The following is a 5547-nucleotide window of genomic DNA, read 5'->3' as shown; positions in this document are numbered from 1 at the left end:
CAATCTCCGCCAAGCATGCTCAAGCTTCACGATTTTTGCAACAGAGCCGTTTGGCGCACCCGCAATGCCGTAATGTTCAGCGACCCCGGCGACTTGGACCAGCTCCGCAGCAAGCTCGACGCCGGTAGCGCCGCCTCCGACGATGCCGACCGTCAGCGGCGATGCCGCCACCACGGCCTTCAGTAGCTCGACCCGCAGCCGGTCATTGAACGCGATGGCATCTGATCGGCTGTCGATGCTTTCGCAATGCTCGGCGACGCCGGGCGTGCCGAAGTCGTTGGCCCGGCTGCCAACCGCCAGCACGAGCGTATCGTAACTAACGGTGCGTTCAGGCACCACGTCTTCGCCGTCAAATGCGAGCGCGGCGAGGCGGACTTCCCGATGTTGGCGGTCGACCCCTACTGCCTCACCATACTCGTAGCGGAAGCCGTGGCTTAGCGCCTGCGCGGCATATACGGTCTGCTGCATGCCGGCGTCCGACGTGCCTGCCGCGATCGTGTGCAGCATCGGTTTCCATACATATGCCGTTTCGCGATCAATGAGCGTGACGCTCAATCGTCGATTGCCGGATCGCCGGCCAGCAAGGCGTGTTGCGATCTCCAGCCCCGCCACGCCGCCACCCACGACGACCAGTCTATGATCGTTCATCATCGTCATTCCTGTTTCCATATCAGACGAAGCGATGAGATGCCGATCAGTTCGCGATGACCATCCAGCATTCCCGCAAACGAACCTCCAACGGCGCGAGAAGGCACCGTCGTCTGAAAACCCGTCGCAAAATCCTATGTCGCAACAGCGGCGGGAGTGAAGCTGGACACGCAGGCCCAGCGGTCATCTTCCCAATGAAATCCTAACCGTTCCGCGTTGCCGATCACGGGCGGCTCGCCTTTGCGCCAGAATCCGAGCATTTTGCCCCGGTCATCCAGATGGGTGTCGGCGACGATCGCGCGCGCGGCCTGGATGAACTGCCCATGCCCGAATACATAGGCCAGCGAGTCCGCAGGCATGGCGGCTAGGCGCGTCAGCGCCGCCTCGCAGCGCCGGAGCAGGGTGGCGAAGCTCTCCGCCCCTTCCCCGTCGCAATAATCAGGATCGGCCTCGCGCCAATAGCGTTCAAGGTGCGGCATCCTCTCCGCGCTGCGCGTGCCGTTCCAGCGCGCCGGTTGCAGATAGGTGAACTCTTCGATCGGCCACACGTCCACCGGCACGCCGGGAAAGCGCGCGATCGTCGGCGCGGCCGTCTGCCGGGTGCGGGTATAGGGCGACGTGACGATGAGCGCGGGCGCTTGCGCCCAGCTCGCCGCGACTTGGCGCGCCTGTTCGTGGCCGCGCTCCGTCAGCTCGATCGCCGCGAGATCGTGACACGGCACGCCGGCGTTGCCGGTGGATTCGCCGTGCCGGATGAAAATCGCCCTCATGCTGGTCAGGCCGCCTGGTATAGCCCGTTGCTGGCTTCCCAGCCCCGGCACGCCAGCAAAATCGGTTTCGGCACCTTCTTCTCGCCGTTGGAGTAATAGGCGACCATTCGGCGCGAGACTCCCAGCGCGTCGGCCGCCTTCGATAGCGACAGGGCATGGCGCAGCCGCCATTCAAGGAACGCACGGACGTCGCCATGCCCGGTTGCCGACAGCGTTTCGAGCCACAGCGCATCCGCGCCCAGCTCGGCGCCCGAGGGCCAAGCCAGGCTATGCCCCCAATCGCCGACTTCGACCTTGGCGAACTCTTCCGGATCGCGCAGCGCGGCGAAGGCGCGGTCGGCAAGAACAGCGCCAAGATCGAGATTGGTCGCCGTCCCGTCCGACCAGGACAGATGCAGCGATCCTGGCCCGATCGCTCGCACGTCGGCGATGGTGCGGGTCTTGTCGGCGACGTTCATCCGTTCAACTCCTGCCAGGTCTGCATGAGCAGCGCCTGATTGGGGCGCGCCCATTCCAGCGCGTCATTCAACACCGCTGCCGGCACCGTTCCCACGATCACCTCGAATGCGGCGATCGACACCGAGCAGCGGAACTCCACGCCCTCGATATGAAAGTGCGGCACGCCATGATCGCGACCGTAGACCGCAATCTTCCAGCGAGGACCGCGATGCATCGTGACCATGCCTCTATGTAGTGCAAGGAATGCACTGGTGCAAGCGTTGCATAGACAAAGGCAGACGATGGGTAGAGATGTGATATCATGTATATATCATTACGATATTCAACAGCGATCCTTGGCATGGGCGCGGCCCTGACGGGCACGGCTCTATCTCCGCCTCACGGCTCCGACCGAGCCGCCGTGCCGGCGTCTCGGCGCATCCGCGTGACGATCCTCGCGTGAGGGCCGGGGCGAGCCCCCGCCCTGCTGCCGCCGGTGTTACCGGCGAGATCCATTGGCTTGGCGGTGGAAGGGGGACGCCGCCCCCTCCCCCCAGCAACGACAATCAGCCGGGCCGTGGCTCAGTCGCTCGCGCTCCTTGCGCCCGCACCACCCCGTCAGATTCTCGCTGCCCCCCTCTCCCCCGCTGCTCCGCGCGAACTCGGAGCGATGGCGAGGCCATCGCCCCTGCAGGGCGATTTGAAGGAGCAAATGCGATGACCGACGACAACCGCGAGAGCTGGCTCAACCGTGTGGCGCTGGGCATGGCTTCCTTGTTCGCGGCGCTGGACGCTCCCCTGCCCGCGCGCGTGCGCGTCGCGATCGGCTTCACCAGTCGGGGCGCGAAAGGCAAGGCGATCGGCGAGTGCTGGGATAACCGGCGGAGCGCGGACGGCCATTTTGAAATCTTCATCCGGCCGGACCTCGCGCACGCGCCCGACGCCATGCCGGCGCAGATCGCGGCGATCCTCGCGCACGAGCTGGTCCACACCGCTGTCGGCATCCCGGCGGGGCATGGAAAGGCGTTTAAACGGGTTGCTGTCGGTCTAGGGCTGGTCGGACCGATGCGCGCCACCACCCCCGGCGAGGCGTTCTTGATGGCCGTGACGCCGATCCTCGATGCGGCAGGCCCCCTCCCCCATGCCCGCCTCGACACCGCCGGCGAGACGACCGCGCCCAAGAAGCAGACGACCCGGCTGCTGAAATGCGAGTGCGCGACGTGCGGCTATACGGTCAGGACCACGCGCAAATGGCTGGAACAGGCCGGCGCGCCGCTCTGCCCGATCGAGGGGCATGGCCCGATGCAGCATGACCCGCTCGACGACGACGATCCCAAGCCGGAGGAGTGAGCATCGTCTGTATATCACAATGATGGACAGATCATGCCGGAGCGATTAACGATTGCACGCACAGCGAGGGCGCTATGATATTGGCAGTAGGGAACACCAAGGGCGGCGTCGGTAAGACCACGCTCGCCGTCAACCTCGCGGTCGCGCTGGCGCTCGCCGGTCGCGACCTATTGCTGGTCGATGGCGACGAGCAGGGCACCGCCCTCACCTTCACCCAGCTTCGCACCGAGCGATTGGGCGAGGCCGGCTATACTGCCGTCGCGCTCACCGGCGCGGCGCTGCGCAGCCAGGTCCGCCAGCTCGCCAGCAAATATGACGACATCATCATCGACGTGGGCGGGCGCGACACCGGCTCGCTGCGCGCCGCGCTCACCGTCGCCGACACGCTCCTGGTCCCGGTGCAGCCGCGCAGCTTTGACGTGTGGGCCTTGGATCAGGTCGCGGCGCTGGTCGCCGAGGCGCGCGAGATCAACGAGGGGCTGCGCGCCGTCGCCATCCTCAACGGGGCGGATGCGCAAGGGGCGGACAATGAGGCGGCCTTGGAGATGATCGGCGACATCGAGGGGATCGAGGTGCTGCCGACGTCGATCGTGCGGCGCAAGGCGTTCCCGAACGCGGCGGCCGAGGGCAGGGCGATCCTTGAGCAGAGCCCGCGCGACCCCAAGGCGATCGATGAGCTGACGGCGCTGATCGCTGCCGTCTGTATATCACGATAATATCGGAGTGCATGTCGATGGCTATCGCCCGTAAACCGAACAGCAAGCCGAAGTCTCCGGCCGATGACGCGGCGGCCGACGCCTTCATCGCCGGCGCGGCCAAGCCTGCGGCCGCACCGATCGCGGCGGCCGAGGAAGCGGGGGAGGGGAGCGAGCCGCGCAAGTCGCCGGTGATGCTGCGTTTCGACCGCGCGCTTCTCGCCAAGGTCGATGCGGCGGCCAAACGGCGCGGGATCAGCCGCAGCGCGTGGATTCAGTTCACCGTCAGCCGCGCGCTAGACGCCGGCGAGGGATAGGGCGCGAGGCAAGGTCCGGCGGCGCTGGGCGGCCGTAGCGCGCGAACGGTGAGTTTTGGGGTAGGGGCTCACCGTTCGGCGGCGTGCAGGGTGAAATCCACCAGCACCGGCATTTCGGGGATGCCGCCGCGCAGCTTGGCGCGGCGCACGATGCTGTGCTGATCGATCAGGTTTTGCGCGTCGCGCCGCCCGCTGGACGTTTTGGGCAGCCACATCATCGACACCCGCTCGACCTTGCGGCCCTTCTTGATCGGGGTGAACTCGACATAGAAGGGACAGAGCTTGTTGATTTCGTCGGCCGCTACCTTGAGGCAGTATTTGTTGAAGTCGGCGAAGCGTTCGAGCTTGCCTTCGGGGACGTTCAACAGGCCGCGCAGTTCGGCGACGGTGAACTCTTCGGATTGCTTATATTCGAGCCCGATGCGGCGCTCGATCATTTCATAGAGGCAGAGCGCGTACTTCGACTCGAAGCAATACATCACCTGCGTCTTGAGCCGCGCATAGACCTCGCTGTTGCGCAGTATCTCGATCAGCTCCTCGGGGATGCGGTAATGGAGGAAGCCGTCCTTTTCGAGGCTTTCGTCGCTCGGGCCGAGGAGCTGGACACGCCGCTTGAAGCTCTTACCGGCCTTGCGGATGGTGACGATCGCGATCGTGCCCATCAAGCGTAGCAGCGAGCTTTCGATGCGCTCGTTGCCTTGGTGCGTGCCCTTGAGCGCCGACTTGGCGATGCGATGAATGACCGGCTCGCCGATCCGATCCCAGGCATTGGCGATCAGCAGGTTGTAGATGCGCCGATCAACCAAGGTGAGCGGGGACAGCTCGACAATATCGACCAGCTCGCCGGGCTTGACGATTTCGCCGTAATTGGCGGGATCGAACGGGTTGCCGCGACCGCGCTGCGTCAATGTTCGAGCAGTATCGGCCAGGACAGCTTGCGTCATGCGATCACTTCCAACGGTGAGGAGACTCTTTGCATCGGCTCACCCTAATAACGAACGGTGAGTTATGCAAATCGTCCGGCTCGCCGTTCGCGCAGGGGAGGGGCTACCCCAAAACTCACCGTCGCGAGCGGGCATACCCCAAAGCTCACCCGACTCTGCCCCAACACTCACCTTAACCGACCCCAAAGCTCACTTTTGGCTACCCCAAAACTCACGCGACTCGACCCCAACACTCACTTTTCGAGGCCGTTTTCCTTGGTTTTCTACGGGTTTGCGCACCCCCGAATCTTGAATCTAAGAAGAATCTTTGAATCAGAAGGCAAACGGTGAGTTTTGGGGCTCTGTTGCAAAAATCGTGAAGCTTGAGCATGCTTGGCGGAGATTG

The 5547-nt window shown here is 64.5% G+C and carries 8 protein-coding genes; 3 read left to right on the top strand and 5 right to left on the bottom strand.

Features of this window, described 5'->3' with window-relative positions:
- The 4 genes from ET21_RS0103670 to ET21_RS0103655 form a co-directional block, all read right to left on the bottom strand.
- Window positions 1-657: NAD(P)/FAD-dependent oxidoreductase (locus ET21_RS0103670; RefSeq protein WP_202807113.1), on the bottom strand; the 657-nt coding region annotated here is incomplete at its 3' end.
- A gap of 125 nt (window positions 658-782) precedes the next feature.
- Window positions 783-1418: a histidine phosphatase family protein gene (locus tag ET21_RS0103665; protein WP_037470206.1), complete on the bottom strand. Its 636-nt coding sequence runs from the start codon at window positions 1416-1418 to the stop codon at window positions 783-785.
- A gap of 5 nt (window positions 1419-1423) precedes the next feature.
- Window positions 1424-1876: a DUF2442 domain-containing protein gene (locus ET21_RS0103660; protein WP_030538625.1), complete on the bottom strand. Its 453-nt coding sequence runs from the start codon at window positions 1874-1876 to the stop codon at window positions 1424-1426.
- Window positions 1873-2100 carry a DUF4160 domain-containing protein gene (locus ET21_RS0103655; RefSeq protein ID WP_030538624.1) on the bottom strand — a complete coding sequence of 76 codons (228 nt, stop codon included), beginning with the start codon at window positions 2098-2100 and terminating at the stop codon, window positions 1873-1875. The genes ET21_RS0103660 and ET21_RS0103655 overlap by 4 nt, the downstream gene beginning before the upstream one ends.
- A 473-nt stretch (window positions 2101-2573) precedes the next feature.
- Between ET21_RS0103655 and ET21_RS0103650 the strand changes: the two genes are divergently transcribed.
- From ET21_RS0103650 to ET21_RS0103640, 3 genes are all read left to right on the top strand, one after another.
- On the top strand, window positions 2574-3206 hold the full coding sequence (locus tag ET21_RS0103650; RefSeq protein WP_030538623.1) for a transcription elongation protein SprT: 633 nt from the start codon (window positions 2574-2576) through the stop codon (window positions 3204-3206).
- Window positions 3207-3280: 74 nt separating this feature from the next.
- Window positions 3281-3922, top strand: a complete 642-nt coding sequence (locus tag ET21_RS0103645; protein ID WP_030538622.1) for an AAA family ATPase — start codon at window positions 3281-3283, stop codon at window positions 3920-3922.
- Between the two features lie 17 nt (window positions 3923-3939).
- Entirely contained in the window at window positions 3940-4218 is a 279-nt protein-coding gene (locus ET21_RS0103640) for a hypothetical protein (RefSeq protein WP_030538621.1), read from the top strand.
- Between the two features lie 68 nt (window positions 4219-4286).
- On the opposite strand, the gene ET21_RS0103635 is transcribed toward ET21_RS0103640, so the two are convergent.
- Window positions 4287-5162: a replication initiation protein gene (locus ET21_RS0103635; protein WP_030538620.1), complete on the bottom strand. Its 876-nt coding sequence runs from the start codon at window positions 5160-5162 to the stop codon at window positions 4287-4289.
- Window positions 5163-5547 lie beyond the last annotated feature (385 nt).

The organism is Sphingobium sp. DC-2 (assembly GCF_000722555.1).
In the GTDB taxonomy this organism is placed as follows: domain Bacteria; phylum Pseudomonadota; class Alphaproteobacteria; order Sphingomonadales; family Sphingomonadaceae; genus Sphingobium; species Sphingobium quisquiliarum.
Note: the sequence above shows the minus strand (reverse complement) of the source record. Positions and strands in the feature narration are given on the sequence as shown.